This is a genomic window from Devosia sp. J20-27, from assembly GCF_055808595.1.
This window is the reverse complement of sequence record NZ_CM147875.1, coordinates 2,999,951-3,026,660: the sequence shown is the minus strand read 5'-3', so window position 1 is coordinate 3,026,660 and position 26,710 is coordinate 2,999,951. Positions and strand designations below refer to the sequence as shown.

General features: G+C 63.7%; 27 protein-coding genes. 18 read left to right on the top strand and 9 right to left on the bottom strand.

Annotated elements, in window-relative coordinates:
• Positions 1-2 precede the first annotated feature (2 nt).
• Genes nuoL through AC0L4C_RS14900 form a run of 6 tightly spaced genes read left to right on the top strand, consistent with a single transcriptional unit; the run spans position 3 to position 7,782 of the window.
• Positions 3-2,060, top strand: a complete 2,058-nt coding sequence (nuoL, locus tag AC0L4C_RS14925) for an NADH-quinone oxidoreductase subunit L (RefSeq protein WP_473400463.1) — start codon at positions 3-5, stop codon at positions 2,058-2,060.
• Entirely contained in the window at positions 2,057-3,571 is a 1,515-nt protein-coding gene (locus tag AC0L4C_RS14920; RefSeq protein WP_473400461.1) for an NADH-quinone oxidoreductase subunit M, read from the top strand. Before nuoL ends, AC0L4C_RS14920 begins: the two co-directional genes overlap by 4 nt.
• 10 nt (positions 3,572-3,581) lie before the next feature.
• Positions 3,582-5,027, top strand: a complete 1,446-nt coding sequence (gene nuoN, locus AC0L4C_RS14915; RefSeq protein ID WP_473400460.1) for an NADH-quinone oxidoreductase subunit NuoN — start codon at positions 3,582-3,584, stop codon at positions 5,025-5,027.
• Entirely contained in the window at positions 5,028-5,840 is an 813-nt protein-coding gene (locus tag AC0L4C_RS14910) for a biotin--[acetyl-CoA-carboxylase] ligase (protein WP_473400459.1), read from the top strand.
• Positions 5,841-5,848: 8 nt separating this feature from the next.
• Positions 5,849-7,531, top strand: a complete 1,683-nt coding sequence (locus tag AC0L4C_RS14905; protein WP_473400457.1) for a ribonuclease J — start codon at positions 5,849-5,851, stop codon at positions 7,529-7,531.
• Between the two features lie 2 nt (positions 7,532-7,533).
• Positions 7,534-7,782 carry a DUF1467 family protein gene (locus AC0L4C_RS14900; protein WP_473400456.1) on the top strand — a complete coding sequence of 83 codons (249 nt, stop codon included), beginning with the start codon at positions 7,534-7,536 and terminating at the stop codon, positions 7,780-7,782.
• Here AC0L4C_RS14900 and AC0L4C_RS14895 read toward each other — a convergent pair.
• Complete coding sequence (locus AC0L4C_RS14895; RefSeq protein ID WP_473400455.1) at positions 7,779-8,105, bottom strand: MmcQ/YjbR family DNA-binding protein; 327 nt, start codon at positions 8,103-8,105, stop codon at positions 7,779-7,781. The genes AC0L4C_RS14900 and AC0L4C_RS14895 overlap by 4 nt on opposite strands.
• Positions 8,106-8,481: 376 nt before the next feature.
• Between AC0L4C_RS14895 and proS the strand changes: the two genes are divergently transcribed.
• From proS to map, 11 genes are all read left to right on the top strand, one after another.
• The gene (gene proS / locus AC0L4C_RS14890; protein ID WP_473400454.1) at positions 8,482-9,831 is read left to right on the top strand and encodes a proline--tRNA ligase; all 1,350 of its coding nucleotides are present in this window, start codon (positions 8,482-8,484) and stop codon (positions 9,829-9,831) included.
• Positions 9,828-11,192 (top strand): ABC transporter permease, encoded by a 1,365-nt coding sequence (locus tag AC0L4C_RS14885; RefSeq protein WP_473400453.1) that lies wholly within the window; start codon positions 9,828-9,830, stop codon positions 11,190-11,192. Before proS ends, AC0L4C_RS14885 begins: the two co-directional genes overlap by 4 nt.
• A complete protein-coding gene (locus tag AC0L4C_RS14880) occupies positions 11,185-11,871 on the top strand; it encodes an ABC transporter ATP-binding protein (protein WP_473400451.1) in 687 nt (228 codons plus the stop codon). Before AC0L4C_RS14885 ends, AC0L4C_RS14880 begins: the two co-directional genes overlap by 8 nt.
• A gap of 67 nt (positions 11,872-11,938) precedes the next feature.
• On the top strand, positions 11,939-12,430 hold the full coding sequence (gene coaD, locus AC0L4C_RS14875) for a pantetheine-phosphate adenylyltransferase (RefSeq protein ID WP_473400450.1): 492 nt from the start codon (positions 11,939-11,941) through the stop codon (positions 12,428-12,430).
• Positions 12,427-12,990: a peptidylprolyl isomerase gene (locus AC0L4C_RS14870; protein ID WP_473400449.1), complete on the top strand. Its 564-nt coding sequence runs from the start codon at positions 12,427-12,429 to the stop codon at positions 12,988-12,990. The genes coaD and AC0L4C_RS14870 overlap by 4 nt, the downstream gene beginning before the upstream one ends.
• Before the next feature lie 12 nt (positions 12,991-13,002).
• Positions 13,003-13,476 (top strand): peptidylprolyl isomerase, encoded by a 474-nt coding sequence (locus AC0L4C_RS14865; RefSeq protein ID WP_473400448.1) that lies wholly within the window; start codon positions 13,003-13,005, stop codon positions 13,474-13,476.
• The gene (locus AC0L4C_RS14860) at positions 13,476-13,868 is read left to right on the top strand and encodes a hypothetical protein (RefSeq protein WP_473400447.1); all 393 of its coding nucleotides are present in this window, start codon (positions 13,476-13,478) and stop codon (positions 13,866-13,868) included. The genes AC0L4C_RS14865 and AC0L4C_RS14860 overlap by 1 nt, the downstream gene beginning before the upstream one ends.
• A gap of 72 nt (positions 13,869-13,940) precedes the next feature.
• On the top strand, positions 13,941-15,020 hold the full coding sequence (gene queA / locus AC0L4C_RS14855) for a tRNA preQ1(34) S-adenosylmethionine ribosyltransferase-isomerase QueA (protein WP_473400445.1): 1,080 nt from the start codon (positions 13,941-13,943) through the stop codon (positions 15,018-15,020).
• Between the two features lie 100 nt (positions 15,021-15,120).
• Complete coding sequence (tgt, locus tag AC0L4C_RS14850; RefSeq protein ID WP_473400444.1) at positions 15,121-16,248, top strand: tRNA guanosine(34) transglycosylase Tgt; 1,128 nt, start codon at positions 15,121-15,123, stop codon at positions 16,246-16,248.
• An 11-nt stretch (positions 16,249-16,259) separates the two neighbouring features.
• Positions 16,260-17,897 (top strand): glucose-6-phosphate isomerase, encoded by a 1,638-nt coding sequence (gene pgi, locus AC0L4C_RS14845; protein WP_473400443.1) that lies wholly within the window; start codon positions 16,260-16,262, stop codon positions 17,895-17,897.
• Positions 17,897-18,652, top strand: a complete 756-nt coding sequence (gene map, locus AC0L4C_RS14840) for a type I methionyl aminopeptidase (RefSeq protein ID WP_473400442.1) — start codon at positions 17,897-17,899, stop codon at positions 18,650-18,652. Before pgi ends, map begins: the two co-directional genes overlap by 1 nt.
• Before the next feature lie 198 nt (positions 18,653-18,850).
• Here the strand turns inward: map and AC0L4C_RS14835 are convergent, their stop codons facing one another.
• The 8 genes from AC0L4C_RS14835 to AC0L4C_RS14800 are packed head-to-tail and all read right to left on the bottom strand — an operon-like array spanning position 18,851 to position 25,145.
• Positions 18,851-19,294, bottom strand: coding sequence for a MaoC/PaaZ C-terminal domain-containing protein (locus AC0L4C_RS14835; RefSeq protein WP_473400441.1), 444 nt, complete (start codon positions 19,292-19,294; stop codon positions 18,851-18,853).
• Positions 19,294-20,406, bottom strand: a complete 1,113-nt coding sequence (locus AC0L4C_RS14830) for an extracellular solute-binding protein (RefSeq protein WP_473400440.1) — start codon at positions 20,404-20,406, stop codon at positions 19,294-19,296. Before AC0L4C_RS14830 ends, AC0L4C_RS14835 begins: the two co-directional genes overlap by 1 nt.
• Complete coding sequence (locus AC0L4C_RS14825) at positions 20,403-21,563, bottom strand: CaiB/BaiF CoA transferase family protein (RefSeq protein WP_473403528.1); 1,161 nt, start codon at positions 21,561-21,563, stop codon at positions 20,403-20,405. The genes AC0L4C_RS14830 and AC0L4C_RS14825 overlap by 4 nt, the downstream gene beginning before the upstream one ends.
• Positions 21,563-22,117, bottom strand: a complete 555-nt coding sequence (locus AC0L4C_RS14820; protein ID WP_473400439.1) for a MaoC family dehydratase — start codon at positions 22,115-22,117, stop codon at positions 21,563-21,565. The genes AC0L4C_RS14825 and AC0L4C_RS14820 overlap by 1 nt, the downstream gene beginning before the upstream one ends.
• Positions 22,114-23,199 (bottom strand): Gfo/Idh/MocA family protein, encoded by a 1,086-nt coding sequence (locus AC0L4C_RS14815; protein ID WP_473400437.1) that lies wholly within the window; start codon positions 23,197-23,199, stop codon positions 22,114-22,116. The genes AC0L4C_RS14820 and AC0L4C_RS14815 overlap by 4 nt, the downstream gene beginning before the upstream one ends.
• Complete coding sequence (locus AC0L4C_RS14810) at positions 23,189-23,518, bottom strand: L-rhamnose mutarotase (RefSeq protein WP_473400436.1); 330 nt, start codon at positions 23,516-23,518, stop codon at positions 23,189-23,191. The genes AC0L4C_RS14815 and AC0L4C_RS14810 overlap by 11 nt, the downstream gene beginning before the upstream one ends.
• Positions 23,519-23,529: 11 nt before the next feature.
• On the bottom strand, positions 23,530-24,354 hold the full coding sequence (locus tag AC0L4C_RS14805; protein ID WP_473400435.1) for an amidohydrolase family protein: 825 nt from the start codon (positions 24,352-24,354) through the stop codon (positions 23,530-23,532).
• Positions 24,355-24,368: 14 nt separating this feature from the next.
• The gene (locus AC0L4C_RS14800; protein ID WP_473400434.1) at positions 24,369-25,145 is read right to left on the bottom strand and encodes an IclR family transcriptional regulator; all 777 of its coding nucleotides are present in this window, start codon (positions 25,143-25,145) and stop codon (positions 24,369-24,371) included.
• A 143-nt stretch (positions 25,146-25,288) separates the two neighbouring features.
• Here AC0L4C_RS14800 and AC0L4C_RS14795 point away from each other — a divergent pair, with 143 nt between their 5' ends.
• Positions 25,289-26,617 (top strand): ABC transporter substrate-binding protein, encoded by a 1,329-nt coding sequence (locus tag AC0L4C_RS14795; protein WP_473400433.1) that lies wholly within the window; start codon positions 25,289-25,291, stop codon positions 26,615-26,617.
• Positions 26,618-26,710: the final 93 nt, after the last annotated feature.

Below are 26,710 nucleotides of genomic sequence, written 5' to 3'. Positions count from 1 at the left end.
CCGTGATCCAGGCAATCGTCTTTTTCCCGCTGATCGGTGCGCTGATCGCGGGACTGCTGGGCCGGGTGATCGGGCACCGGACCAGCGAGTACATCACGACCGGTCTGCTGATTGCGGCCGCCGTGCTGAGCTGGATCACCTTTGCCGGCTTCTGGTTTGCGCCGGAAGCAGCTGAAGGGGCGCATGGCGCCGAGCACGCCGAGGTGTTCAAGGTCGAAGTCATGCGCTGGATCCAGTCCGGCGGCCTCGACCTGCGCTGGGTGCTGCGTGTCGACACGCTGACGGCCGTCATGCTGGTCGTGGTGACGACGGTCTCGAGCCTCGTGCACGTCTATTCGATCGGCTACATGGCCGAGGATCCGCACCGCTCGCGCTTTTTCGCCTATCTCTCGCTCTTCACCTTCGCCATGCTCATGCTGGTGACCGCCGACAACTTCCTGCAGATGTTCTTTGGCTGGGAAGGTGTGGGTCTGGCGTCCTACCTGCTGATCGGCTTCTGGTACACCAAGCCATCGGCCAACGCCGCCGCCATGAAGGCCTTCGTCGTCAATCGCGTCGGTGACTTCGGCTTTGCGCTCGGCATCTTTGGCGCCTGGGTCGTGCTCGGCCATCTCGACTTCGACGGCGCCTTCCATGCCGTGCCCGACCATGCCGGGGACACGATGACCTTCCTGTCGTGGGAATTCCACGCCATGACCGTTGTCTGCCTGCTGCTGTTCATGGGCGCCATGGGCAAGTCGGCGCAGTTCCTGCTGCACACCTGGCTCCCCGACGCCATGGAAGGCCCGACCCCGGTGTCCGCCCTGATCCACGCTGCCACCATGGTCACCGCCGGCGTGTTCATGGTCGCCCGCCTGTCGCCGATGTTCGAAGCATCTGAATTTGCCATGACCACGGTCATGCTTGTCGGCGCCATCACCGCGTTCTTCGCGGCGACCGTCGGCCTGGTACAGAACGATATCAAGCGCGTCATCGCCTATTCGACCTGTTCGCAGCTCGGCTACATGTTCGTGGCGCTCGGGGCAGGGGTCTATTCGGCTGGCATCTTTCACCTGTTCACCCACGCCTTCTTCAAGGCGCTGCTGTTCCTTGGCGCCGGCTCGGTCATCCATGCGATGCATCACGAGCAGGACATGCGCAACATGGGTGGGCTCGCCAAGAAGATCCCTATCACCTACTGGATGATGATCATCGGCACCCTGGCGCTGACCGGCGTCGGTATCCCGGGCACGCCGCTTGGCTTTGCCGGTTTCTTCTCCAAGGATGCCATCATCGAAGTCGCCTACGCGGCGGGTGGCAGTGCGGGGCAGTTCGCCTTCTGGATGCTGGTCATCGCTGCCCTGTTCACGAGCTTCTACTCGTGGCGGCTGATCCACCTGACCTTTCACGGCAAGCCGCGCAGCGCCCCTGCCCATGGTCATGACGCCGCTCATGCGACCGACGACCACGCGCATGACGATCATGGCCATCACGGCAGCGCCTACGACAATGCGCATGAAAGCCCGCGTGTCATGCTGATCCCGCTTTATGTGCTCGCCGTTGGCGCAGTGCTGGCCGGCGTGGTCTTCCATGATCTGTTCTTCGGCCATGCCGAGCACATCGAACACTTCTTCCAGGGGTCGCTCGTCGTCTCCGAAGAGGCCATCGAGGCCGCGCACGGCATCCCGCTCTGGGTCAAGTGGTCGGCCACTATCGCCATGCTGCTCGGCTTTGCCGCTGCCTGGCAGATGTACATTCGCGATCCGGGCATGCCCAAGCGCGTCGCCGACACCAATCCGGGGCTCTACAAGTTCCTACTCAACAAGTGGTACTTCGACGAGCTCTATGACCGCATCTTCGTGCGGCCGGCACTGTGGCTCGGTCGCGCCCTGTGGCGGGGCTTTGACGACTGGCTGGTCGACCAGACCCTCGTCGAGGGCCTTGGCCACCGGGTCAAGGATGTGACGGCGCGTGTCGTCAAGCTGCAGTCGGGCTACCTCTATCACTATGCATTCGCGATGCTCATCGGCATTGCCGCTCTGCTCACTTGGGCCATCGCGGCCGGGGGACTTCTGGGATGAATTTGAGCGCCAACCTCCTGACCGTCATCACCTTTCTGCCGACGGTCGGCGCCCTGCTGCTGCTGTTCGTCCCCGGTCGGGGCGAGGCGTCCACCACACTGGTGCGCTGGATTGCGCTCGTCGTCACGCTGCTGACCCTGGCCCTGAGCCTGTGGCTCTGGGCGATGTTCGATCCCGCCAATACCGGCTTCCAGTTCGTCGAGGACTTCGACTGGATCGGCGAATCCATCGGCTATCGCATGGGCGTGGACGGCATCTCGGTGCTGTTCATCCCGCTGACCGCGCTGCTGATGCCGGCCGTGGTGATCTCGGCCTGGACCTCGGTGCAGACGCGGGTGAAGGAGTACATGATTGTATTCCTGGTGCTCGAGACCTTCATGATCGGCGCCTTCGCCACGCTCGATCTGGCGATCTTCTACGTTTTTTTCGAAGGCACCCTGATCCCGATGTTCCTGATCATCGGCATCTGGGGCGGCGCCCGTCGCATCCAGGCGACCTACAAGTTCTTCTTCTACAGCTTCACCGGCACCGTGCTGATGCTGCTGGCCATCATGTTCATGTTCTGGCAGGCCGGAACGCTCGACATCCAGCAGCTGCTGCAGTTCAAGTTTTCGCCTGAAGCGCAGACCTGGCTGTGGATCGGCTTTTTCGCATCGTTCGCCGTCAAGATGCCGATGTGGCCGTTCCATCGCTGGCTGCCCGAAGCCCACGTCGAGGCGCCAACCGGCGGCTCGGTCATCCTGGCGGCCATCCTGCTCAAGCTGGGCGGCTACGGCTTCATCCGCTTCTCGATCGCCATGTTCCCCGATGCGTCGCAGATGTTTGCGCCGTTCGTGTTCACCCTTTCGGTGGCGGCAATCGTCCTGACTTCGCTGATCGCTCTGGTGCAGACCGACATCAAGAAGCTGATCGCCTATTCGTCGGTGGCCCATATGGGCTTTGTCACCATGGGCATCTTTTCGGGCAGCGTCATGGGTATCCAGGGCGCACTGTTCCAGATGATCTCGCACGGCATCGTCTCGGGAGCGCTCTTCCTCTGCGTCGGCGTCGTCTACGACCGCATGCACACCCGTGACATCGAGGCCTATGGCGGCCTTGTCCAGCGCATGCCGTTCTATGCAGTGGTCTTCATGGTCTTCACCATGGCCAATGTCGGCCTGCCTGGGACGTCCGGCTTTGTCGGAGAATTCCTCACCCTGATCGCCGTCTTCGAGGTCAATACCTGGGTGGCCTTCTTCGCCGCCTTCGGCGTGATCTTCTCGGCCTGCTACGCGCTCTGGCTCTATCGCCGCGTGATCTTCGGTGCGCTGACCAAGGACAGCCTCAAGGGCATTCTCGATCTCGACCGCCGCGAGGCCATCGTCCTGGTGCCGCTGCTGCTGCTCACCATCCTCTTCGGGTTCTATCCCGCGCCGATCCTCGATGCGACCGCCGCATCGGTGCAACTCGTCGCGGACAACTTTGCCAATGCCGTGGGTGCCGTAGCGCCCGTGGCTGCGGCGGCGCACTAGGAGGCGTCTCGTGATTTCTGATATTTCGAGCTTCGCTTCTCTCGCGCCGGCCTATCCCGAGCTGATCCTCGCCATTGGTGCGGTGATCCTGCTGCTCGTCGGGGTATTTCTCAAGGAGAGCAGTTCCGCCGCGATTTCGACCCTGGCCGTCATCCTGCTGGTCATCGTCGCCGGTGGCCTGCTGTTTTCGGACACGCCCGGCGTCATTTTCAATGGCGGCTTCATCAACGACGCCTTCGCGCGCTACATGAAGCTGCTGGTTGTGGGCGGTTCCGCCTTCACCCTGCTGCTGTCGTTCTCGAGCGCCAGGGAACACGGGCTGAACAAGTTCGAGTATCCCGTGCTGGTGCTGCTCGCCACTCTCGGCATGATGCTGATGGTGTCGGCCAACGACCTGATGAGCCTCTATGTCGGGCTCGAACTGCAGTCGCTGTCGCTTTACGTCGTCGCCGCCATGAAGCGCGACAGCGCCCAGGCGACCGAGGCCGGCCTCAAGTATTTCGTCCTCGGCGCCCTGTCCTCGGGCATGCTGCTCTATGGCGCCTCGATGGTCTATGGCTTCACCGGCCACACCCAGATCGACCTGATCATGACCGCCATCACCTCGGAGAGCCGCTCGATCGGTCTCGTCTTCGGCATGGTGTTCCTGCTCGCCGGCATCGCCTTCAAGATCTCGGCCGTGCCGTTCCACATGTGGACGCCTGACGTCTACGAAGGCGCACCCACGCCCGTGACGGCCTTCTTTGCGGCTGCGCCGAAGGTGGCCGCCATGGCGCTGCTGCTGCGCGTCGTCTCGGTCAGCTTTTCTGGCGTCACCGGCGATTGGCAGCAGATCATCATCTTCCTCTCGATTGCCTCGATGGTCCTCGCGGCCTTTGCCGCCATCGGCCAGAACAATCTCAAGCGACTGCTGGCTTATTCCTCGATCGGTCATGTCGGCTTCGCTTTGGTGGGACTGTCGTCCGGCACCGATGCCGGCGTCGAAGGCGTTGCCGTCTACATGGCGATCTATGTCACCATGACCATCGGCATCTTCGCCGCCATTCTCTCGCTCAAGACCGAGAGCGGCTATGTGGAAACCATTGCCGAACTGGCTGGCCTCTCCAGGAAGCGTCCGTTCGTCGCCGCCATCATGGCGCTGCTGATGTTCTCGCTGATCGGCCTGCCGCCACTCGCCGGCTTCTTTGCCAAGTGGCACGTCTTCCTCGCTGCCATCCAGCAGAACCTCTTCGTGCTGGCTGTGATCGGCGTGCTGGCGAGTGCCGTGAGCGCCTTCTACTACCTGCGCATCGTCAAGGTGATGTATTTCGACGAGCCGGTGACGGAGTTCGCCGCGGTGCCGCGCGAACTGACCGCCGTGCTGGCGATTTCGGGCTTTCTCGTCGTCACCTATTTCGTGACGGTGGGGTCGCCGCTAGCCAGCGCTGCGCGTGTCGCGGCAGGAAGCCTGTTCTAGGTGCCGGGCTTCTGGCTCGGCACCAAAGCATCCGCGCGCGGCTACCGCCTCCACGGTTTCGATACCGTGGGCTCAACCAGCACGGAAGCGTCGCGTGCTGCCCAGGCCGGCGATTCCGGTGATGTCTGGTTCGCGGCCCTGCAGCAGACCGAGGGCAGGGGGCGCCGTGGCCGCCAGTGGGAAACGCCGCATGGCAATCTGGCGGCCAGCCTGCTTGTTGTCCCCGACTGCGATCCTGCCCTGGCAGCAACGCTCGGTTTTGTCGCGGGCGTGGCGCTGAGCCGGGCGCTGACATCACTGGTGCCGTCTGTCGCCATCGACGAAGAGGCGGCGGGCAGGGCGCGCATCGCGCTCAAATGGCCCAATGACGTGCTCGCGGATGGCGCCAAGCTGGCCGGCATCCTGCTCGAGGCGCAGAAGCGGCCGGATGGTCGCCACGCCGTGATTGTCGGGATCGGGGTCAATGTCGTCGCGGCGCCTGAGGGATTGCCCTATCCGGCGGCCTCGATCGCCAGCCTTGGCTGGAACGTCACGCCGCAGGACATCCTTGGTGCGCTCAGCGATGAATGGGTCGAAGCGGTCGCGCTCTGGGACAATGGCCGGGGTGTTGCCGACGTTCTCGAGCTGTGGCGAGCCTCGGCTGCCGGAATCGGCGCGCCGGTTGCCGTCAACCGCGATGGCGATATCATTCGCGGCATTTTTGAAACGATAGACGACGCCGGACGCCTGATCGTCCGTGCGAATGACAATACCCGTGTCGCAATCACTGCGGGCGACGTGCATTTCGGCGCCACCGCAAGCGTCAGGGCCTGAGAGGTTTTATGGCTAGACAGCAGCAGCAGGACGAACTGGTTTTTGTGGCGCTAGGCGGCGTTGGCGAGATCGGCATGAACATGGCCGCCTACGGCTTCGGCCCGGAGCGCAGTCGCAAGTGGATCGTGGTCGATTGTGGCGTCACCTTTGGCGGCCCCAACCAGCCCGGCATCGAACTCATCATGGCCGATCCGACGTTTCTCGAAGAGAACGCCGACGATGTGCTGGCGCTCATCCTCACGCATAGCCACGAGGATCACTATGGCGCCGTGCTCGACCTGTGGCCGGCCTTTGACCGGCCGGTCTATGCCACGGCCTTCACCTCCGCCATGCTGGCGGCCAAGCGGGCTTCGGACCAGATCGTCGACAACGTGCAGGTCCGGCGCATGCAGACGGGCAAGCCGTTCGATGTCGGCCCTTTCACCATCGAGGCGATCAACGTCGCGCACTCGATTCCGGAGAGCTGCGCCCTGCTGATCAAGACCCCGATCGGTCGCGCCATCCACACCGGTGACTGGAAGCTCGATCCGCATCCGGTCGGCGGGCCGCCGACCGACATCAAGCGCTTTGGCGAGATCGGCGATGACACCTCCTCGCCCATCGCCCTGATCTGCGATTCCACCAATGCACTCAAGGATGGCACCAGCGCCTCCGAGGACGAGGTGGCGTCGAACCTTGCCGCGCTGATTGCCGATGCCCCGCATCGCGTGGTGATGACGACCTTTGCCTCCAATGTCGGGAGGGTGATCTCCATCGCCCGGGCTGCGGCACAGGCCGGGCGCCAGGTTGTCCTCTCGGGCAGGGCGCTGCACCGGATCTCCGGCATTGCCCGAGAGCTGGGCATGCTGGAAGGCATCGCGCCGTTCCTCGATCAGGACGAGTACAAGACCCTGCCGCGCTCCAAGGTGGTGCTGCTCTGTACCGGTAGCCAGGGCGAGGCGAGGGCGGCGATCGCCCGCATTGCGCGCGAAGAGCACCCGATGATCGACCTCAATGCCGGCGACCGGGTGATTTTCTCCTCCTGGGCCATTCCCGGCAACGAGCGCGAGGTCATCGACATCCAGAACCTGCTGATCGACCGCGGCATCGAGGTCATCACGCAGTCCGATGCCCTCGTGCACACCACCGGCCACCCGCGGCGCGAGGAACTCAAGCGGCTCTATGACCTGGTCCGTCCGGCGGTACTGGTGCCGGTTCACGGCGAGGCGGCTCATCTGGAAGCACATGCCCGTCTTGGCCGTCAGCACGGCATTGCCACGGTTGTGCATGCGCGAAATGGCGACATGGTCCGGCTGTTCCCGGAAGCCACGCACTTCCCCGGCGAAGTCCGCACCGGCGAACTCTATCTCGACGGCAACATTCTCTGCACGCCTGATGAATCGGGCGTTCGTGGCCGGCGTCGCCTGATGTTCGGTGGCCATATTGTGGTCAGCCTCGCCACCGATAGTCAGGGACATCTGGTCGGCGCCGTGCAGATGGCGATCGAAGGACTGCCGGAAGTGGAAGAGGATGACGAATCCATCGCCGATCTGGTTCGCCGCACGGTGACGGGCACGCTCAAGAGCATTCCGCCCAAGCGGCGTGGCGACGCCGACCTCGTCAACACCGCGCTGCAGCGTTCGATCCGCAGCGAAGTCTCGAACTACTGGGGCAAGAAGCCCAACGTCGCCGTTTTCGTGCATCGGATCTAGCCATGTCGATCGTCACTGCCTTCGCCATCTTCTTTGTTGTCTGGTGGATCTGCCTGTTTCTCGTGCTGCCGTTCCGGGTGCGCAACCAGGTGGATGCAGGCAACTGGGTAGCGGGCACCGATCCCGGCGCGCCCGCCGGGGTCTTCAGCCTGTGGCCAAAGCTTCTGGCCACAACGCTGCTGGCGGTCGTGCTGACAGCCTTGCTGATGTGGGGATTATCGGCGGAGTGGCTGCGCGAGTACTGGCGCTAGCCCGATTTGCGGGCCGGACCGGAGGCGTGGGTCCAGGCCAGTTCCAGAGCGACCGTCAGATCCGCCTCGCTTGCGCGGGGCAGGTCGATCGTCGTCCAGCCTTGCCGGCCCCACGCATTGCCGACCGGCCGAAACACCTCGGGCGCCATCATCACCTTGAATTCCTGTTCCTCTGGCAGGAGTTTGAGGTTGGCGGTCGTTCCGTCTGCGGTCAGCGTCGCAAAGATGCGCTTCACCTTGAAGGCCGTGCGATCGAAATGGGGAGCCTCGGTAACCCCTTCCAGCGACAATGCAATTCGTCGCAGATCGCCTGAAGTCGCCACCTTGGACCTCCGGAAAAGAAAAAGCAGGGCCGAAGCCCTGCCTGAATCAGTTTGATCGACAATACATTGGTCTTAGGCACGCACGTAGGCGGCAGCCAATGCTCCTCCCTTGACGTTGTCGACGTCCGGCAACTTCCAGCTGCCTGTATTCTTATTGAGACGGAACCTAACAACGCTTCACGCTCCTGTCACGCAGATTCTGCATGGCAGCCATTGCAAATTCACATGGAGCTTCATGCCGTTCCAGTGGCCGGCGACCGCGCCCAATGGTCGCCGGTGTCGCCCCAGTTTCGCCCTGAAATGCGGTTCCCTCTCGGCGCGCCTGTGCGCTATACGATGGTCCACCGAATCCGGCATGCGCGCCCGAGGAGTCTTCATGCGTCTCACCCGTTACTTTCTGCCCGTCCTCAAGGAGACTCCGAAGGAGGCGGAGATCATATCGCACCAGCTGATGCTGCGCGCCGGCATGATCAAGCAGCAGGCAGCGGGGAGCTACACGTGGCTGCCGCTCGGCTTCAAGGTGCTCAACAAGGTCGTCCGCATCATCGAGGAAGAGCAGAACCGCTCGGGCGCGATCCAGATGCTGATGCCAACGGTGCAGTCCGCCGACCTGTGGAAGGAAAGCGGCCGCTATGATGCCTATGGCAAGGAAATGCTGCGCATCGAGGACCGGCAGGAGCGCCAGATGCTCTTCGGTCCGACCAACGAGGAAATGATCACCGACGTGTTCCGCACCTATGTGCGCAGCTACAAGGATCTGCCTCTCAACCTCTACCACATCCAGTGGAAATTCCGCGACGAGGTGCGCCCGCGTTTCGGCACCATGCGCTCGCGCGAATTCCTGATGAAGGACGCCTACAGCTTCGATCTCGACGAGGCCGGTGCCCGCCGCGCCTTCCACCGCATGTTTGTCGCCTACCTGCGCACCTTCCATCGCATGGGACTGACCGGCATTCCGATGCGGGCCGACGCCGGCCCCATCGGCGGCGACATGAGCTACGAATTCCACGTCCTGGCCGAAACCGGCGAAAGCGCCGTCTATCTGGACAAGGATCTGGCCAACAAGCCGATTCCGTCGATCGACACCGATTTCCAGGGTGACCTGACGCCGATCTTTGACGACTGGACCTCGCTGTTCGCGGCGACGGACGAGATGACGGACGAGGCTGCATTCAAGGCCGCCGTGCCGGCAGACAAGCAATTGTCGGCGCGCGGCATCGAAGTCGGCCACATCTTCTTTTTCGGCACCAAATACTCCGAGCCGATGAAGGCGACCGTCACCGGCCCCGATGGCAAGGATGTGCTGGTACAGATGGGCTCCTATGGCATTGGCCCGACGCGCCTCGTGCCGGCCATCATCGAAGCGTTCCACGACGACGCCGGCATTGCCTGGCCCGTCAGCGTGGCGCCGTTCGAAGCCGTGGTCATCAATCTCAAGGTCGGCGATGCGGAAAGCGATGCGGCGTCGGAGAAGTTCTACGCCGAACTGCAGGCCGCCGGCATTGACGTCCTTTACGACGATCGCGACCAGGGCGCCGGCGGCAAGTTCGCCACCGCCGACCTCATCGGTATCCCCTACCAACTGATCCTCGGCCCCCGTGGCCTCAAGGAAGGGCAGGCCGAAATCAAGCACCGCAAGACCGGCGAGCGCGAGACGCTGCCGATTGCCGACGCGGTGGCGCGGATCGTTGCTCTCGTCGTCCCGCAACGCCTGGATACCATTTGACCGTCCCCGCGAACGAACCGGCAGCGACCAGCGGGCCATTCTCCCGCTTTGAGTTCCTGATTGCGGGACGCTATCTGCGCGCCCGCCGCAAGGATGCGTTCATTTCCGTGATTGCCGGTCTGACGCTGACGGGCGTCGCCATCGGTGTCGCCACCTTGATTGTGGTGATGTCGGTCATGAATGGCTTCCGCGAGGAGCTGCTGAGCAAGATTCTTGGCCTGAACGGGCACTTCACCGCCTATCCGATCGAACAGCGCTTCACCGACTATGACGAAATTGTCGCCGAGATGCAGCGCATCCCCGGGGTCGTGGCGGTCATCCCCTATGTCGAGGGCCAGGCCCTGGCGTCCGGCCAGATCCAGTCCACCGGAGTCTCGGTCCGTGGCATCAGTGCGGTATCGCTCAACTCGATGCCGCTCCTCAAGGACTCCGCGCAACTGGGTGGCTGGGACCAGTGGGACGACTCCAACGGCGTCGCCATCGGCTGGCGACTGGCGCAAAAACTGGGGGTCACGGTCGGTGACGCGGTGACCGTGGTCAATCCCAACGGCACCAGCACGCCGTTCGGCAAGACTCCCCAGATCCGCTCCTATCCGGTCAATGTGGTCTTCAACCTGGGCATGGTCGAGTTCGACTCCTTCTATCTCTACATGCCGATGGAGCCGGCGCAGTCCTATTTCAAGCTGTTCGAGGATGTCCTCAAGCCCGGGGTGGAGCCACCCGGCGTCATGGCCACCGATGAGGAGATCGCTGCCGCCTATGACCGCGTCGCCATGGCCACGGCCGTCGACGTCTTCATCGACGATCCCGACAACATCATCAACATGCGCAAGGCCCTGCAGTCCGGCATCAGCCGGCCGCTGATCCTGACCGACTGGCAGCAGCGCAACGAAACCTTCTTTTCGGCGCTGCAGGTCGAGCGCGTGGTGATGTTCGTCATCCTGTCGATGATCATCGTCGTGGCCGCCTTCAACATCATCTCGAGCCTCGTCATGCTGGTGAAGGACAAGGGGGCGGATATCGCCGTGCTGCGCACCATGGGGGCGACCCGTGGGTCGATCATGCGCATCTTTTCGATGACGGGAACCGCCATCGGCGTCATGGGAACGGCCATCGGCGTCGTCCTCGGACTGGTTATCGCCGTCAATGCCGAATCCCTGCGGGCCTTCATCTCGGAGGCCCTCGGCGTGACCATTTTCCCGCCCGAGGTCTTCTTCCTTTCCTCACTGCCCAGCAAGATCGACGCCGGAGAAGTCACCACCGTCGCTTGCCTGGCGCTCGGCCTGTCGTTCCTGGCGACGCTCTATCCGGCCTGGCGCGCCGCACAGTATGACCCGGTGGAGGCCTTGCGCTATGAGTGAGGTCCACCTCAGGCTCACCCAGGTTCACCGTCACTTCGGCGAAGGACCCGGGCAGGTAAGGGTCCTCGAAGCGGCCGACCTTACCGTGCATGGCGGCGAACTGGTCGCCATCGTCGCGCCGTCCGGCGCCGGCAAGTCGACATTGCTGCACATTGGTGGCCTGCTCGAACGCCCGCAGCAGGGCGAAGTCGAGATCGTCGGTACGCCGACAACGCATATGAATGAACGGGGCCGCACGCTGCTGCGCCGCAGCACCATCGGTTACGTCTATCAGTTCCACCATCTGCTGCCCGAATTCACCGCGCTCGAGAACATCGCCATCCCGCAGCTGATCGCCGGCAAGGGCCAGGCCGAGGCAGAGCGCCATGCCCTGGAACTGCTTGAACTGCTGGGGGTGGGACCGCGTGCCAAGCACCGCCCGGCAGAATTGTCCGGCGGCGAGCAGCAGCGTGTCGCCATCGCCCGTGCGGCTGCCAACAATCCGCGCGTCATCATCGCCGACGAACCCACCGGCAATCTCGATCCGGCGACCAGCGACAAGGTGTTCGATGCTTTGGCGTCGCTGATCAAGGACCGAGGCGCTGCTGCACTGATTGCGACCCACAACCACGATCTGGCCCGCCGGGCCGACCGCATCGTCACCCTCCGCAACGGGCTGATCGAACCGATCACCCTGTAGCAAGCTTGCCATCCTGGCTGCCCCATGACACAAACCCCGCGCGATTTGCGGGGGAGGGACCTCACTGATGACCAAACTTGTCGGCTTCTATCCCGGTTCGTTTGACCCTTTGACAAATGGCCATCTCGACGTCATCGAGCGGGCCTGCAAGCTGGTGGATACGCTGGTGGTGGCGGTCGGCACGCATGCCACCAAGACGCCGCTGTTTTCGCACGAGGATCGGTTGACCTTGCTCAAGGCCGTGCTTGAACCAGTGGGCAAGCGCACCGACACCGAGTTCAGGATTGTCGAGTTCGAAGGGTTGGCCGTCAGCGCGGCGCGCCAGAATGGCGCCAAACTGATCATCCGCGGGCTGCGCGACACAACCGACTACAACTATGAAATGCAGATGGTGGGCATGAATGCCCAGATGGCGCCCGACCTGCAGACGGTGTTTCTGCCCTCGTCACCGCCTGTCCGCCACATCTCGGCCACGCTCGTGCGCCAAATCGCTCAGCTTGGCGGAGATATCTCGAAATTCGTTCCGCCCATCGTCCTCGAGGCACTCAAAACAACATGAACCCAGCACTCAAGCGCGCCGGCGCCATTGTCGGTATACTCGCCGCGGCCGTGGTCGCTATTTTTGCATTCACCGCCATGACGCCGCATGCGGCCATGGCTCAGTCCGGCAAGCCGCACTGGATCCTTGAGCTCAAGGACGGTTCGGTCGACATCGAACTGCTGTCCGACGTCGCTCCCAAGCACGTCGAGCGCATTGTCGAACTGACCGATGCCAAGTTCTACGACGGCATCGTCTTCCACCGCGTCATCGACGGTTTCATGGCCCAGTCCGGCGACCCCACCGGCACCGGCATGGGCGGCTCAGACAAGCCCGACGTTGTCGCCGAATTCAACCAGGAGTCCTTCACCCGTGCCGCCGTCGGTGCAGCCCGGAGCTCGGACCCCAACAGCTTCAATTCGCAGTTCTTCATCTGCTTTGCCGACTGCACCTTCCTCGACGGCCAGTACACCGTATTCGGTCGCGTCGTCTCGGGTATGGAAGCCGTCGACAAGATCACCCGGGGCGAGCCGCCGGCCAACCCGGACAAGATCATTTCCGCCAAGATCGAGTACAAATAAGGAGCCAGATGCATGGCTGACTACAAGGATCCCGAAAACACCCTGCTGGTCGAAACCACCCAGGGCCCGGTTGTCATCGAGATGCGCCCCGACCTGGCGCCCAACCATGTCGAACACATCAAGAAGCTCGTCCGCGAGGGATTCTATGACGGCATCGTCTTCCACCGTGTGATCGATGGCTTCATGGCCCAGACCGGCGATCCGACCGGTACCGGCATGGGCGGCTCGAAGTATCCGAACCTGAAGCAGGAATTCAACGCCGAGCCGCACGTTCGTGGTGTCTGCTCGATGGCCCGTTCGCAGAACCCGGACAGCGCCAACAGCCAGTTCTTCATCGTCTTCGACGATGCCCGCTTCCTCGACCGTCAGTATACGGCCTGGGGCAAGGTCATCGAAGGCATGGAAAACGTCGACAAGATCAAGCGCGGCGAGCCGGTCAAGGATCCCGACAGCATGGTCACCGTCAGGGTTGCCGCGGACGCCTGATGCTGCGCACTTGTGCACTCAGCATCACCCTGTTGGCCGGGCTTTCGAGCCCGGCTTTTGCTACTGAATGGGTCAACTGCGCGGATACGACAGGTGCCGCCAGCTTCGACTACCTCGTCGGCGGCGGTGAAGTTCCGGCCATTGCTGCGATCACCATCTCGGCCGGCGAAAGGGTCTGGGCCAGCGACGTCGCCAACGGCCCGGGAGATCCAGTCGAACTCGGCCAGAGCTTTCAGGGCAATGGCATGGTGTTCGTCGACGCGGTCTATGAAGGGTCTCTGATAGCCCGGCTCCGGCTGTTTGTTGCCGATGGACCGGACCTGCCGGTCTATGGCGGCACGCTCGACATTCCCGGTATCGGCGCCTGGACTGTGAGTTGCTCGGGTCCCTGATCAGGCTCTCTGACCTCCGCGGCGCCTCGCGAGGCGTTTGACGCCGGAGGGCGCCCGGACTATCGGAAGCGCATGAAGCTCTCCGATTTCGATTTCGAACTCCCCGCCGCCCGCATTGCCCTCCACCCGGTGGAGCCGCGCGATGCGGCCCGCATGCTGGTGGTGCGGCCCGGCGAGCCGCTGGTCGACGGCAAGGTCACCGACCTGCTGACCATCCTGCAGCCCGGCGACGTACTGGTGGTCAACGACACCCGCGTACTGCCCGCCGAACTCGCGGGCACGCGCATCCGTGGCGACAACCGCGCCAAGGTTGCCTTCAACCTCCACAAGCGCGTCGATTCCAACACCTGGCGAGCCTTCGCTCGGCCTGCCAAACGTCTGCATGTGCTCGACCGCCTGGCCCTCGGCGATGATGAGAGCCTGGGCGCAAGCGTCGCTGGCAAGGGCGACACCGGCGAGGTGACGCTGTCCTTCGACCTCGGTGGCGCCGAACTCGACGAGGCCATAAAGGCACACGGTGCCATGCCGCTGCCGCCCTATATCGAAGCCAAGCGTCACACCGAAGAGCGCGACAAGCGCGACTACCAGACCGTCTACGCCGCCCGCGATGGTGCCGTTGCCGCGCCGACCGCGGGCCTGCATTTCACCGAGGCGCTGCTGCAGAAGCTGGCCGACCATGGCGTCTCGGTCGAGCGCGTCACGCTGCATGTCGGGGCAGGGACCTTCCTGCCGGTCAAGGTCGAGGACATCAAGGATCACCAGATGCATGCCGAGTGGGGCGAGATCCCCGAGGCCGTGGTGCATCGTATCCGTGACGCTCAGGCCAAGGGTGGCCGCGTCGTCGCTGTCGGCACCACCAGCCTGCGTCTGCTCGAGAGCGCCGCGCGCAAGACCGGTTCATTGGCGCCGTTCTCCGGCGACACCGACATCTTCATTACGCCCGGCTATCGATTCAGGGTCGTCGACCTGCTGATGACCAATTTTCATCTGCCCAAGTCGACGCTCTTCATGCTGGTCTCGGCCTTTGCCGGTTTCGACACCATGCACGCGGCCTACCGCCACGCCATCGATAACGCGTACCGCTTCTATTCCTACGGCGACGCCAGCCTGCTGTTCCGCCAGCGGCAGCGGGAAGAGGACGATCTCGACTGAGGCAGAAAGCCGCCGTGATGGATCGGCGACACTGACTGGTGTTTCTTTCGCTGATCCGTTCCAGGTGACAAGGCACGATGCGGCGGGTATGACCCGCCGCATGAGCAATTGCGCATTCACCCTCCAGGCCACAGACGGCCGGGCCCGTCGTGGCCGCATCGATACGCCGCGTGGCGAGATCGAGACACCGGCCTTCATGCCGGTTGGCACGGTTGGCACCGTCAAGGCCATGTATCCCGAGCAGGTCCGCGACACCGGCGCCGACATCCTGTTGGGCAATACCTATCACCTGATGCTCCGGCCCGGTGCCGAGCGAGTGGCCAGGCTGGGCGGCCTGCACGACTTCATGGACTGGCAGCGGCCGATCCTCACCGATTCCGGTGGGTTCCAGGTCATGTCGCTGGCCAAGCTGCGCAAGCTGACTGAGCAGGGGGTCACCTTCCGCTCCCATATCGACGGCAGCGCCCACGAACTGACGCCGGAACGCTCCATCGAGATCCAGCTGCTGCTCGACAGCGATATCATCATGCAACTCGATGAGTGCATTTCCTTGCCGGCAGAGCACAAGGAGATGGAACGCGCAATGGAGCTGTCGCTTCGCTGGGCCGTGCGCTCCAAGACCCGCTTCGGGGACCAGCCCAATCGCATGCTGTTCGGCATCGTGCAGGGCGGCGACGACGCCCAATTGCGGGCCCGCTCGGCAGCCGGCCTTACCGCTATCGGCTTTGACGGCTATTCCATCGGCGGCCTCGCCGTCGGTGAACCGCAGGAAACGATGTTCCGCGTGCTCGGCGAGATCACGCCGCAGCTACCCGCCGACAAGCCACGCTACCTGATGGGCGTCGGCAAGCCGGACGACATCCTTGGCGCTATCGAACGCGGCGTCGACATGTTCGACTGCGTCCACCCCACTCGCGCCGGACGGCACGGCCACGCCTATACCCGCATGGGCGTCATCAACCTGAAGAACGCCCGTCACAAGGATGATCCGCGACCGCTCGACGAGACGTCGCCCAATCCCAACTGCCGGCGCTTTTCGCGCGCCTATCTGCATCACCTGATCCGCACCGAGGAAATGCTTGGCGCCATGATCCTCAGCCAGGTCAACCTCGCCTACTATCAGGAGCTGGTGCGCGGCTCCCGTGCGGCAATTGAGGCTGGCGGCTTTGCCGATTTTGCGGCACAAACGCGCGCGCAATGGTCGCAGGGCGACCTGTCGCCACTCTAGGAGAAATGTCGATGGCCACGTCTCGCAAGTCGCTCCTCAACAAGCTGATGAAGCACCGCAAGCGTCTCGAGGACCAGCCGATGCGTGTGCAGTTCGCCATCGATCCCAACCGCTTCAAGCGTTATTCAGCCGCCGCGGGCGACATCGTGCTCGACTATTCCAAGAACCGCATCGACGAGCCGGCCCTCGAAGCGCTGTTCGAACTGGCGCGCGCCGTTGACCTGGAGGGTCGCCGCAAGGACCTGTGGGCGGGCAAGCACATCAATTCGACCGAAGATCGCGCCGTCATGCACATGGCGCTGCGCTACTTGGGCGACAAGCCGGTCAAGGTCGATGGCACGGATGTGCGTGCCCAGGTGCAGGACGTACTCCGCGCCATGAAGGACTTCTCCGAGGCGGTCCGGTCCGGGGCCATTCGCAGCGCCACTGGCGAGCAGTTCACCGATGTCGTCAATATCGGTATCGGCGGCTCTGATCTCGGGCCCGCCATGGTCACTCTGGCGCTTGCCCCGTACACGCGCGACAACCTTCGGGTGCACTACGTTTCCAACGTGGACGGCGCCCATATTCACGACACGCTCAAGGGGCTCGACCCCAAGCGCACCATGTTCATCGTCGCGTCAAAGACCTTCACGACCGACGAAACCATGACCAATGCTGCGACCGGCCGGTCCTGGATTTCCGAGGCTCTCGGGAACGCCGCCATTCCCGATCATTTTGCCGCCCTTTCGACCAACCTAGCCGCATGCGCCGATTTCGGCATCAAGTCCGAGCGCATTTTCGGCTTCTGGGACTGGGTGGGCGGTCGCTACTCGGTCTGGTCGGCCATCGGCCTGCCGATCACCATTGCTGTGGGCTTTGACAATTTCGAGGCGTTCCTCAAGGGCGCCTACGAAATGGACCAGCACTTCCTCAAGACCAAGCTGGAAAACAACCTGCCGGTCATCATGGGCCTGCTCGGTGTCTGGTACCGCAACGCCTGGGGCTTCTCGACCCACGCCGTGCTGCCCTATGACCAGCGCCTGAGCCGCTTTGCCGCCTATCTGCAGCAGCAGGACATGGAATCGAACGGCAAGTCTGTCACCCTCGACGGCAAGCCCGTCGACTACAGCACCGGGCCCATCGTCTGGGGCGAGCCCGGCACCAACGGCCAGCATGCCTTCTACCAGTTGATCCACCAGGGCACCGACGTCATTCCCGTGGATTTCCTGCTGGCTGCACAGCCGCATGAGACGCTGCCGCCACACCACGCCAAGCTCGTCGCCAACTGCCTCGCCCAGTCCGAAGCCCTGATGCTCGGCAAGTCCAAGGAAGAGGTCGTGGCCGAGCTCAAGGCCCAGGGGCTCGACAAGGACGCGATCAAGGCGCTGACCCCGCACAAGATGTTCCCCGGCAACCGCCCGTCCAATACGCTGATGTACCCCAAGCTGACCCCCGAAATCCTCGGCAGCCTGATCGCGCTCTACGAGCATAAGGTTTTCGTGCAGGGCACCATCTGGGGCGTCAATTCATTCGATCAGTGGGGCGTCGAGCTCGGCAAGCAGCTGGCCAAGGCGCTGCTGCCCAAGGTCGAGGGTTCGGCCAAGAGCGACGGCCATGACAGCTCCACCCGGGGCCTGCTGGCGCTCTATCATCGCCTGCGTTCCTGATGACCATCACCAGCGAAGACGACCTCGAGCGGCTCAAGGCCATCGGACGCGTCTGCGCCCTGGCCCGCGATGCCATGGCGGCAGCCCTCACGCCGGGCATGACCACGGCGGAGCTCGATCTGGTCGGCTTGCAGGTGCTGGAGGCGCATGGCGCGCAATCGGCACCGGTCGTGACTTACGGATTTCCCGGCGCAACGTGCATCTCGGTCAATGAGGAAATCGCCCACGGCATTCCTGGCAGCCGCGTCATTGCCGCCGGCGACCTCGTCAACATCGATGTGTCGGCGGTCAAGGACGGCGTCTTTGCCGATACCGGCGCCTCTTACCTCGTGCCGGCCGGCGATGCGAAGCTTGAGCGGCTTTGCCGCGACGGCAAGCGCGCCATGTGGCTGGGCATCCGTGCCGTCCGCTCCGGTGGGGCGTATGCCGACATTGGCAACGCCATCGGCGCCTTTGCCAGGAAGCAGCGCTATACGCTGATCAGCAATCTCGCCAGCCACGGTGTCGGCGACAGCCTGCACGACGAACCGGGCGAGATTCCGACCTGGCCAGACCGCTCCGAGCGGCGCCGGATCGCCGACGGTCAGGTGTTTACCGTTGAGCCGTTCCTGTCGCTCGGCGGCACCGAGGCCGAACAAAGGTACGAAGACGATGAATGGACGCTGTCCGCCAATGGCGATGCGTTCACCGTCCAGTACGAACACACCATCGTGGCGACCCGCCGCGGCGCCGTCGTGGTCACGCTCGCCGATTGAAGGGGAAGATGCGGCGCGGACCGGTGAGGGACTCGTCTGCCATTTCGTTGGCCAGCGCGGGAAACCGGCAAAATCGCACTGTTTCCCTTCCCGGTCACGGCCGGTTGGCACGCGCCGCATCTGCCAACATAACTTCCATCCCGTCAGTGGGTTGCGGCGGCGCCCCCGGAACCCGACACAGATGCTTCGTGACCGGTTCTAGGCCTTGCGTTGCGCCAGATAGATGTGGTCGCAGGCCAGCACAGTCTCGCCGCGCTGGTTGATCACCCGCACCTGCTCGATGACCCGGCCATAGGCCGGTCGCTTGGGGTCGGGCTCCAGTGCGCTGATGGTGAGTTCGGTGTGGATGGTGTCGCCGATGAATACCGGCTTGGGAAAGCGCAGCCGCTCGTAGCCGTAGCTGAAGGCCAGCGGATTGATCTCGCTGGCGGTCAGGCCGATGCCGATGGCGAATGTCATCGTGCCATGCGCGATCCGCTGCCCGAACTCCGACCCCTTCATGAACTCGACATCCATGTGATGCGGGAAGAAGTCGCCGGTATGGCCAGCATGAACGACGAAGTCGGTCTCGGTGATGGTGCGGCCCGTCGTCTTGCGCAACTCGCCGACGGCATAATCCTCGAAATGGCGTGACCGCTCCATCAGAAGCTCTCCAGAAACATGCGGTTGAGGTCGGCGATAATGGCGGCAGGCTTTTCGCCCTGCAGCAACCCCGCGTTGAGGCGTCTGCTGGCCGCATCCTGAAAGGCCATATAGCCGTGGTGACGCGGGCGGACGTAGGAGCGCTCCAGTGTCTCGCGTGTACCGCGGTAGAAATTGCCGGTCGCGGCGTTGACGGCATCGGCCTCCCAGGCCTGCGCATGGCCCGGCTGACCGCCAGAGGCGGCGTAGACGCCGGCCTGCACCTCGCCCGACGCAACCCAGTAGGCATAGTCGATCGCTTCCGGAACGTGCTTTGAATAGGCCGAAACAGCGATGCCGGTGCCGCCGAGCGCGCCGCCGCGCGAGCCGGGCAGGGGGATGTTGCCGAACTGCAAACGATTTGGCCGAAAACCGTCCATGGCGTAGCTGACATAACCATAGCCCAGCGGCATGACGGCAGGTGCCGCTGCGGCGGCTGCCATGGCCTCGGAGACGGCAATGGGATCCATCTCGAAATTGGCCGGATCGATATGGGCCGTGACGGCGGCCAGCATGTCCAGCGCCCGGGTGCCGGTCGCCGCTTCGATGAACTCGCCTTTCTCGGTGCTGCACGGATGGCCGAGATTGGCGCAGAGCGTATAGAGGCACATCAGGCTGTGCGGTGCCAGCATCGGCAGGGCCACCTTGCCCTGCCTGGCGAGACCGATCACGTCGTCCCAGCTGCGCGGTGCCTCGATCAGATCCGGACGGAATGCCATGACCTGCGTGGCGGCATCGATGGGAAAGGCCCACTGGTGTCCCGCGTAGGTGTAGCTGGCATAGGACTGGCCAACCGAGGCGCGGGCGAGTGCCGAGCGTTCATCTTCGCGACCGGCCACGTCCAGCGGTGCCAGACAGTTCTGGTCGGTAACCTCGCCGACATGCGGATGATCGATGACGATCAGGTCATAGCGCCGGGCCAGTTCCTCCACCGGATAAGCCTCGAAATCCTGCAGGCTGCGTTTTTCCCAGACGATTTCCACGCCGGTCTTCTGGCGCCAGAGGTCTGCGGTTGCCACCATCGGATCGTAACCGCGAGGATGGCTCCAGGTCATACCGAGCAGGGAGGTCATAGGCCGAACTCCGCTCTGATGTCTGCGCTCTGCTCGCCGATTTGTGGCGCCGCCCGCCTGGTTGCGGGGCGCTGCCCGTTGATGCGGAGCGGCGACCGGGTGGTGAGAATGGAAACGTCGTCGTTACGGGTGACAGTCTGCAGCATGTCGAGAGCCTTGAACCCTTCTGTCTCCAGTAGCTCTGGCCAACTCAGCACTTTGGCGCACCAGATGTCGGCCGGCTCGAGGATGGAAAGCCAGTGCTCGGTGGGCTCGGTAGCGAGGCGTTCGGCTATGATCCGCTTGATGTCGTCGCGCTGCGTGAACCAGCTGGCGGGGGTATCCCGATAGGGGGCGAGGGCATCGAGTTCGAGCAGATCCGCCAGCCGGCCCAGCGGCGTCATGGCGACCGCCAGATAGCCGTCGGCCGTCGGGTAGACGCCGTAAGGCGCGGAGAGATAGGCATGCGCGGAGCGGAAGTTGGAGCGCTTCGGCACCCGGCGCCCGTCATTGAGGTGCGTGGTCAGCACCTCGAACTGGAAGTCGACCAGCGCTTCAAGCAGGCTGGTTTCGACATGGGCGCCGGCGCCGGTGATGCCACGGCGGACCAGCGAGGCCAGCACCCCCTGGGCCATGGCCGCGCCAGCCAGCATGTCGGCGATGGCGAGGCCGAACGGCACCGGCCCCTGGTTCTCATCGCCGTTGAGCCACATGACGCCCGAACGCGCCTGCGCCAGCAGATCCTGCCCTGGACGCTGCACCCACGGGCCCTCCGAGCCGTAGCCGGTGATGGACCCGTAGACGAGGCGCGGGTTGATGGCCTTGACTGAGTCGTAGTCGAGACCCAGGCGCTCGATCACGCCGGGCCGAAAGTTCTGCAGCATGACATCGGCCTTGCCGAGCAGCTTCTTGAGCGCCGCCAGATCGTCCGGATTCTTGAGGTCGAGCGCCAGGCTCTCCTTGCTGCGGTTGATGGCGTGAAAGATCGTGGAGTCGCCGCCGATCTCGGTGTCGCTCAGGTACAGCCGGCGACTGAGGTCGCCGCCGTCCGGTCGCTCGATCTTGATGACGCGTGCCCCCAGATCTTGCAGCCGCAGCGAGGCATAAGGGCCGGAGAGGAACTGGCAGAGGTCGACGACCACAAGGCCGGCGAGCGGTGGCTCTTGATCTACAGGCATCATGCTTTCTCGGTCTTGCCCGCCCAATCGGCAGGGTTCTGGTATTTGACGGTCTGCAGGTGCTCGCAGTAGAGCACCAGCTCTCCCTCGCCCTTGAACACCTCGTAGCTCGCCCGGACGAGGCCGAGTTCGGCATATTTCGGCCGCTTCTCGAGATTGGTGCGGATGGTGTAGATGGTGTCGCCGATGAAGGTCGGCTTGATGAAGCGGAGTTTGTCGTAGCCGTAGCTGAACGCGTTGATGCAATTGGTGGCGACCAGTCCCAGCCCGGCGGAGAAGACGAAAGCACCGGCCACCAGGCGCTTGCCGAAGAGGCCCTCGCTGGTCGCAAAGATCTCGTCGGCGACATAGGGATGCATGTCGGTGACGAGGGCGTTGAACTGCATCGACTCGCCTTCCGAAATGGTACGGCGCAGCGAGCGGATCTTGTGGCCGACTTCGAAGTCCTCGTAGAACCAGTTCTCGGCATTCCAGACCGGCAAGCGTGCGTGCTCCACCGGCATGGTCTTGGGGGTGGTCGAATGCACGCCGACCGTCGGTTTGCTGTCGCTCATGGAGCATTCCTCACAGGGGTGGCCGGACGGGCAGATGACTCGAAGGCCGCCTCGGCCATGGCCATGGTGTGCCACGCGTCATCGACGGAGCTGACGAGGACGGCGTCCTCGCCCGCCGCAAAGCGCTGCAGGTTGCTCATCGTGCCGATGAAGGCATGCGGAAACCACCCGCCTTGCAACGGCACCTGGGTCCAGTCGGCATCGCCGCTGGTGATCCAGAGTTCATCCGGCTCACCCTCGGGGTAGTTGAGCAGCAGGCCGAGCTTGACCATTGCCGCGCCCTCGGTGCCCTCGAAGCGGAAGCTGGCGTCCTGGAAACGGCGACCGAAGTCATGATTGTGGTTGATCGACAGCGTCACCCGCTGATCCGCCGCGAAATCGAAGATCGCCGAGGTCCGGGTCTGCGCCAGCTCGGTCGAGGGATGACCGAGCGTCCGCGCATGCACGCCGAGCGGATTGCCCAGCAACGCCCGGATGGTGTCGAGATAGTGGATCGAGTGCACCGCGATTTCGACGCGCGGCATGCCCTTGAGAAAGGGGAACAGGTGCCAGGGCGTGACCAGGTTCAGATGCACCTCGACATCGATCAGCCGGCCCAGCCAGCCGCGCTCCAGCGCATCGGCCACAGCCAGCATCATCGGCGAGAAGCGGAGCTGGAAGTTGACGGCTGCCTTGAGCGACTTCCGGCGGCAGAGCGCCAGAATGGCGCTCGCTTCCTCCAGATTGCGACCCATCGGCTTCTGTAGCAGCACGGCCCCGCCATCCGGCAGGACGGGCAGCACGTCCAGATGCGCCGCCGGGGGCAGGGCCAGGTCGAACACCGCATCCGGAGTGGACGACACCGCCTCCTCGAGTGTCTCGAAGGCCCGCGTCTGCCATTTGGCGGCAGTTGCACGCGCCTTGTCGCGGTCGAGGTCGAAAACCCCGGCGACCGGCAGGCCGGCGAGCCGGTAGGCGGGCAGGTGGGCGTCATTGACGATGCCGCCGCATCCGATGATGACAATCGGCCGAGGCTGCGCCGGCCTAGGCCAGGCCTGCCGCAACCCACTCACATTCAGCGGTGTCGCGGGATCAGTCGACATGAAACACTTCGGACATGCCTGCCCACCACTCGCCATCCTTGCGGGTGTCGAGCGGCTTCTGCATCGGTTTGCAGACGGCCCACCATTCCTGCGTCCGGCTGTCGGCAGCCATGGCGGCCATGTCCGCCTCGAAGTCGGTGCCGTGATACTCGAAGTAGGAGAACATCAGGTTCTCTGGCTCCTTGAGAAAAATCGAGTAGTTGCGGATGTTCGACCGCGCGATCTGCGCCAGAACATCCGGCCACACGTCCGCATGGATGCGCTTGTATTCCGCCATAGCCTCCGGTCGAAGGCCGATTACCGATCCGTAGCGCTGCATGCTGTCCCTCCCTAGAGTTTGTAAATGCGTTCGGCGTTGCCGTGGAACAGCTTTGCCTGTTCCGCTTCGCTAGCGCCGGCAACGATCTGCCGGGTGGCGGCAACCCAGCGTTCAAGATTGGCCGTGAGGGTGCACACCGGATGGTCCGAGCCCCACACCACGCGGTCCCAGCCGAAACACTCGATCACATGCTCGATGAACGGTCGCAGGTCGTCGACGCTCCAGTCCGGCTTGGCATAGGCCACGACCCCGGAAATCTTGGCCGCCACGTTGGGCGACCGCGACAGCGCCTTGATGTCGGCGCGCCACGGATCGAGTACCACGCCGGCAACGTCAGGCACGCCACAGTGGTCGAGCACGAACTGCGTCTGCGGGCACTTGTCGGCCAATGCCATGCCGACCGGTAGCTGTCTGGCAAGGACGCAGAGGTCAAATGGCAGGCCCTTGCTGCCGAGCCGACGGATACTCTCCGCAAAGAGCGGTGAAGCACTGAGTTCGTCAGGCGAGGTATGGAGAATGCGTCGCACGCCCTTGACCCCGGGGAGGGCCAGCAGCCGGTCGAGATGCACAGGAAAATCACTCGACTCGGGCCGTGCCGCCGCAATGGCGCCGACGATGCGCGGGTGCACCGAAAGCATGAACTCCGTCTCCGCCAGCATCTGGGCGTCAACGACGTCGACTTCCATGTGCAGCGCCGCTTCAATGCCCAGTGGTTCGGCCTGGGCGAAGTAATCGTCCGCCGTCCACTGCCGGTTCAGCGGCGGGGCCCCCTCGAGCCAAGGGTAGGTGAAGCGGTCCTGGTAGACCAGATGCAGGTGCGTATCGACGATGCGCATGGGCGTCCTCCCGTTCATGGCGCCGAAACCCGGTAGCGATCCGAAACGTCGTGACCGGCCGTGCGCAGCAGTTCGAGCGCGGCGTCCTTGTCAGGGGCGTCGCTCGAGTCGAGGCGGTCGGTGTAGGGGCAGGTGAGGGCGGCAATGATGCTGCCCAGCGGGCCGAAGATGGGCACCGAGAGGTTGGTCACGCTGGCGGTCTGCAGGCTGGCCATGCTCTCGTAGCCGCTCTCTCGCACCAGGGCGAGGCGGGTTTCGAGGCCCTCGGGAAGTTCCTCCTGCGTGCGGGTGACCGGGTCTTCGAGCATCAGCTGCCGCTCCTCGGGCGAGGCATAGGCAAGAAAGACGTGGCCCGAGCCGGTATTGACCATGCCGATGCGTGACCCCACCCGAATCGAGACATTCCAGTAGCCGGGGCTATCAACCTGCGCCACCACCACCAGGACATTGCGATCGTAGATGACCAGATGCACGGCCTGTTGCGCGTCGCGGGCAAAGGTCCGCAGCACCGGCATGCATTGCCCGACAAGCCGCGCCACAGGCGGCGCCATGTGGGCCAGCTCGAACAGCTTCAGCGTCAGTTCGTAGCGGTCGCCTTGCGTCCGGCGCACATAGGCGCGGCGCACCAGCCGGTCGAGCATGCGGTAGATTTCATTGGGAGTGCGATCCAGCGCCTTGGCGATTTCGGCCTGGCTTAAGGCCTCGCTCGTCGCGGCCAGAAGCTCAAGGATATCCAGACCCTTGTCCAGGGCCGGGGCCCGGTACTTGTCGAGATCGTCGACACCGCTCACTGCAACCTCCTCCTTGCGGATTAAATGCGACCGTTGACGATCTGCGCTCCGCTATGCTTACCTACGAATAGACTTTTCACATATGGATGATCAAGGGCGTTGAGGACGCCGATGTGTGAAAGGCACTCTCGGAGGAGAACAGCATGAACAGAAACTTGTGGCGGACGCTGCTGGCGTCTTGCGCCATTGTCGGTCTGGGTGGCGCAGCGCTCGCCCAGGACTTCGACTACGGCAAGTTCGACGGCTACACGCTCAAGGTGAAGCTGATCGGTGGCACGCAGTACGAGAAGCTCTACACCCGCATTCCCGAGTGGGAGGCGATGACCGGCGCCAAGGTCGAGATCGTTTCGTCCAAGAACCACTTCGACCTCGATCGCGAAATCAAGCAGGACATCGCCTCGGGGGCGATCAACTGGTGCGTCGGCTCCAACCACACCAGCTTTGCGCCGCAGTACGGTGATCTCTACATCGACCTGAAGGACTTCATTCCGCAGGCCGAACTCGACAAGTATGTTCCTGGCACGCTGGCCTCCGCCGTCGTGGATGGTCGCCTGGTGCAGTTGCCGCGCGTCACCGACGTTTCCAATCTCTACTACCGCAAGAGCCTCTATGAGGATCCGGCGAACCAGGCCAAGTGGAAGGAACAGACCGGCACCGACCTGGCTCCGCCCAAGACCTATGACGAATTCAAGCAGCAGGTGATCTTCTTCGCCGATCCGCCGAACCTGTACGGCACGGCTTTCGCCGGCAAGGACGAGGGCATGTCCGGCCGCTTCATGGAAATCCTGCGCGCCAATGGCGGCGACATGTTCGACGAGAACTGGAAGCCGATCTTCAATTCGGAGGCCGGTATCGCTGCCGTCCAGTGGTTCAAGGATATCTATGACGCCAAGGCCGTTCCGGCCGGTACCGTCAACTACACCTGGGACGACATCGGCCAGGCCATGGCCGCCGGCCAGCTGGCCATCGACCTCGACTGGCCGGGTTTCGCCGGCTTCTATTCCGACCCGACGGCCTCCAAGATCTCTGACGACCTCGGCTTCGCCACGGCACCGGTCGGTTCGGCCGGCGTGCGCGGCGGCTGGTCCGGCTCGCACTCGTTCTCGGTGACCGAGACCTGCGACAACAAGCCGGCGGCGGTTTCGTTTGCGGTGTTCCTCACCAATGACGAGAGCGAGATGATGGAGGCCCAGGCGGGCAACCTGCCGACCCGCAGCGCCACCTATCCGGCGGTCAAGGAATGGTTCAAGGCCAACGACAAGGCCTTCATGGTCGAGATGTTCTCGGCCTGGGAAGCCTCGCTCGCCGAAGCCCGGACGCCGCCGCTGGTGGCACAATGGATCGAAGTGTCCAACATTGTCTGGCCCGCGGTGCAGGCCGCCATCGTTGGCGACAAGACGGCCAAGGAAGCCCTCGATCAGGCGGTGGCCGATGCGACCGTGATCATGCAGGACGCTGGCCTGCTGCAGTAGCAAACGGACGGCCGGCGTCCCAGGGGGCGCCGGTCATCACCGGCCCCGCGACGGCGCCGGTCATTTTTCCTGATAGGCAGTTCACCAGGTTGC

Coding starts and splice junctions, on each gene's coding strand:
- AC0L4C_RS14865 (WP_473400448.1), top strand. CDS start 13,003: ATGGCTGACTACAAGGATCCCGAAAACACCCTGCTGGTCGAAACCACC.
- AC0L4C_RS14920 (WP_473400461.1), top strand. CDS start 2,057: ATGAATTTGAGCGCCAACCTCCTGACCGTCATCACCTTTCTGCCGACG.
- AC0L4C_RS14825 (WP_473403528.1), bottom strand. CDS start 21,563: ATGCCTGTAGATCAAGAGCCACCGCTCGCCGGCCTTGTGGTCGTCGAC.
- AC0L4C_RS14860 (WP_473400447.1), top strand. CDS start 13,476: ATGCTGCGCACTTGTGCACTCAGCATCACCCTGTTGGCCGGGCTTTCG.
- AC0L4C_RS14795 (WP_473400433.1), top strand. CDS start 25,289: ATGAACAGAAACTTGTGGCGGACGCTGCTGGCGTCTTGCGCCATTGTC.
- AC0L4C_RS14805 (WP_473400435.1), bottom strand. CDS start 24,354: ATGCGCATCGTCGATACGCACCTGCATCTGGTCTACCAGGACCGCTTC.
- AC0L4C_RS14810 (WP_473400436.1), bottom strand. CDS start 23,518: ATGCAGCGCTACGGATCGGTAATCGGCCTTCGACCGGAGGCTATGGCG.
- AC0L4C_RS14870 (WP_473400449.1), top strand. CDS start 12,427: ATGAACCCAGCACTCAAGCGCGCCGGCGCCATTGTCGGTATACTCGCC.
- AC0L4C_RS14900 (WP_473400456.1), top strand. CDS start 7,534: ATGTCGATCGTCACTGCCTTCGCCATCTTCTTTGTTGTCTGGTGGATC.
- AC0L4C_RS14815 (WP_473400437.1), bottom strand. CDS start 23,199: ATGTCGACTGATCCCGCGACACCGCTGAATGTGAGTGGGTTGCGGCAG.
- tgt (WP_473400444.1), top strand. CDS start 15,121: ATGAGCAATTGCGCATTCACCCTCCAGGCCACAGACGGCCGGGCCCGT.
- queA (WP_473400445.1), top strand. CDS start 13,941: ATGAAGCTCTCCGATTTCGATTTCGAACTCCCCGCCGCCCGCATTGCC.
- AC0L4C_RS14905 (WP_473400457.1), top strand. CDS start 5,849: ATGGCTAGACAGCAGCAGCAGGACGAACTGGTTTTTGTGGCGCTAGGC.
- AC0L4C_RS14880 (WP_473400451.1), top strand. CDS start 11,185: ATGAGTGAGGTCCACCTCAGGCTCACCCAGGTTCACCGTCACTTCGGC.
- pgi (WP_473400443.1), top strand. CDS start 16,260: ATGGCCACGTCTCGCAAGTCGCTCCTCAACAAGCTGATGAAGCACCGC.
- map (WP_473400442.1), top strand. CDS start 17,897: ATGACCATCACCAGCGAAGACGACCTCGAGCGGCTCAAGGCCATCGGA.
- AC0L4C_RS14830 (WP_473400440.1), bottom strand. CDS start 20,406: ATGACCTCCCTGCTCGGTATGACCTGGAGCCATCCTCGCGGTTACGAT.
- AC0L4C_RS14835 (WP_473400441.1), bottom strand. CDS start 19,294: ATGGAGCGGTCACGCCATTTCGAGGATTATGCCGTCGGCGAGTTGCGC.
- AC0L4C_RS14820 (WP_473400439.1), bottom strand. CDS start 22,117: ATGAGCGACAGCAAACCGACGGTCGGCGTGCATTCGACCACCCCCAAG.
- coaD (WP_473400450.1), top strand. CDS start 11,939: ATGACCAAACTTGTCGGCTTCTATCCCGGTTCGTTTGACCCTTTGACA.
- proS (WP_473400454.1), top strand. CDS start 8,482: ATGCGTCTCACCCGTTACTTTCTGCCCGTCCTCAAGGAGACTCCGAAG.